At 54.9% G+C, this 2,819-nt stretch carries 2 protein-coding genes; both read left to right on the top strand.

Going from position 1 to position 2,819, the window contains the following annotated elements:
- Positions 1-2,086 (top strand): formate dehydrogenase subunit alpha (gene fdhF, locus McpCs1_RS09295; RefSeq protein WP_338096975.1); only part of this gene is annotated, 2,086 nt, incomplete at its 5' end.
- 2 nt (positions 2,087-2,088) lie between these two features.
- Positions 2,089-2,819, top strand: a 731-nt coding sequence (locus McpCs1_RS09290; RefSeq protein WP_338096974.1) for a Coenzyme F420 hydrogenase/dehydrogenase, beta subunit C-terminal domain, incomplete at its 3' end; no start/stop codon positions are given.

The raw sequence follows: 2,819 nt of genomic DNA, 5'->3' as shown, positions 1-2,819 counted from the left end.
TATCCGAGGTTTATCCATGGAAATTAAGTATGTAACCACTACCTGTCCTTACTGCGGTGCAGGCTGTACCTTCAACCTTGTCGTCAAAGACGGCAAGATTTGTGATGTCCAGCCGTGCCAGCGCGGCCCGGTCAACGAAGGCAAACTCTGCCCGAAAGGAATCTACGGCTGGGAGTTCATCAACTCCGAAGACCGCCTTACAACTCCCCTCATCAAAGACAAAGCAACCGGCAAGTTCAAGTCCGCAACCTGGGACGAAGCCCTCGCTGTTGTCGCAGAAAACTTCGCCAAGTACAGCCCGGACGAAATCGCTGTTATCTCGTCTGCCCGCTGCTGCAACGAAGACAACTACGCCATGCAGAAGTTTGCAAGAATCGTTCTGAAAACTCCGAACGTCGACCACTGCGCTCGTCTCTGTCACGCCCCCACCGTCGCCGGCCTCAACATGGTCTTCGGCTCCGGAGCATCGACCAACTCTTTTGACGACCTCGCCATCACCGACTGTCTCTTCATTATCGGATCCAACAACTTCGAAGCCCACCCGCTCGCTGCCCGCAGAATGATGCAGGCCAAAGCCAAAGGCGCTCACGTCATCGTCTGCGACCCGCGTATGACCCCGACCGCCAAACAGGCCCACCTGCACATTCAGCACTACCCAGGAACCGACATCCAGCTCCTCAACTGTCTCATGAAACAGATCATCGAGAGAGGATGGGTTGACGAAGAGTTCGTCAAAAACCGTACCAACGGCTACGACGAACTCAAAGCATGCGTGCTTCAGGACAAATACAGCATCGAAAACACCTCCGCAATCTGCGGTGTCCCCGCAGAAAAAATCGAACAGGTCCTCACCTGGCTCCGTGAATGCCAGCACAAGACCGCCTTCGTCCACTGCCTTGGTATCACCCAGCACACCGTTGGTGTCGACAACGTCAGATCCATCGCATTCGTTCAGACCCTGCTTGGCAACATCGGCAAACCCGGATGCGGTGTCAACGCACTCCGTGGCCAGAACAACGTCCAGGGCTCCTGCGACATGGGAGCACTCCCGAACGTGTATGCAGGCTACCTCAAAGTCACCGACCCGGACGCAGCCAAGAAAGTTGCCGCATACTGGGGAGTTCCGGAAATCCCGAACGGCAAACTCGGTCTGCACATCCCTGAGATGCTCGAGACCCTCGAAGAACACCCTGACAAACTGAAATGCATGTACCTCATGGGTGAAAACCCGGTCATCTCCGACCCTGACTCCAAGAACGTCGAAAAAGGCATGGAGAACTGTGAGTTCCTCGTTGTCCAGGATATCTTTGAGACCGAGACCACCAGATACGCAGACGTCGTCTTACCGGGCGCATGCTACGCAGAAGAGGATGGAACCCAGACCAACGCAGAACGCCGTGTCCAGAGATTCAGAAAGGCAGCAGACGCACCAGGCGAGTCCAAACTCGACTGGGAGATCATGAAGATGATCGCAGAAAAGATGGGATACGGCCAGTACTTCCAGTGGCAGACCACCGAAGACGTCTTCAACGAGATGCGCGGAATCACCCCGCAGTATTCCGGTATCACCTACGCAAAACTCGAAGGTGACGGAATCCAGTGGCCCTGCCCGACCGAAGACCACCCGGGAACCCCGATCCTTCACATCGAAAAGTTCGCCGGTATGCCGGACGGCAAAGCCAAACTCGAAGCAATCGAACACCGTGCACCAGCCGAGGTAATTGATGCAGAGTACCCGGTCTGGCTGACAACCGGAGCAACCATCTGGCACTGGCCGAGCGGTTCAATGACCCGCAGGTGCGAACAGCTTGACCGCGATGCACCAACCGCATGGCTTGAGATGAACCCAATCGACGCTGCAAAGTACAACATCAAAGACGATGAGAAGGTCATTCTCTACAGCCGCCGCGGTGAGGTAGCAGTCAATGCCCGTATTACGCCAAACATTAAGGAGGGTGTGTTCTTCATGCCGTTCCACTTTACTGAGGCACGTGCAAACCTGGTCACGAACACGGCATATGATCCTGTTTCCCGAACTCCGGAGTTCAAGGTTTGTGCGGTGAATGTGAAGAAGATGGAGGCCTAAAAATGTCAGCAAAAGGCGATATGTTCTACGCATGGACGAACTCCTGCGATATCAAAGGCGAGTGCGGAGGAGCGGTTATCTCTCTCTTAAAGTATGCACTGGAGAACAAGCTTGTTGATGTGGTCCTCACGGTTCGCAAGGGAGTGGATGTCTACGACCCGCAGCCGGTGTTCATTACGAACGCTGCAGATCTTGATGCATGTGCAGGTTCCCTGCACTGCGGTACGCTGCTGATGCCGAAACTGATCAAGAAGTACCTGAACGGTGCAAAGGACATTCGTGTCGCTGTTACCTGTAAGGGTTGCGATGCAAAGGCACTGCTCGAGCTTGCAAAACGCCAGCAGATCAATATGGATAATGTTATCTCGATTGGTCTGAACTGCGGCGGATCAGTTTCTCCACAGCCGGCTCGCCGGATGATCGCCGAGAAGTACGGGGTTGATCCGAACTCTGTCGTGAAAGAAGAGATCGACAAGGGTAAGTTCATCATCATGACCGCAGACGGTCAGCACAAGGGCATCGCGATTGACGAGCTTGAGGAGGAGGGCTACGGCCGCCGCAAGAACTGTCAGCGCTGCGAGACGAAGGTCCCGCGCCAGTGCGATCTTGCATGCGGTAACTGGGGTGTTGTCGGTGACAAGGCCGGTAAAGCCACTTTCGTTGAGGTCTGCTCTGAGAAGGGTGCAATGCTCTTTGACGGTGCGGTGAAGGCAGGAGCGATCAGCTCGTCTGC

It is taken from the genome of Methanorbis rubei (assembly GCF_032714495.1).
Lineage (GTDB): Archaea > Halobacteriota > Methanomicrobia > Methanomicrobiales > Methanocorpusculaceae > Methanocorpusculum > Methanocorpusculum rubei.
Note: the sequence above shows the minus strand (reverse complement) of the source record. Positions and strands in the feature narration are given on the sequence as shown.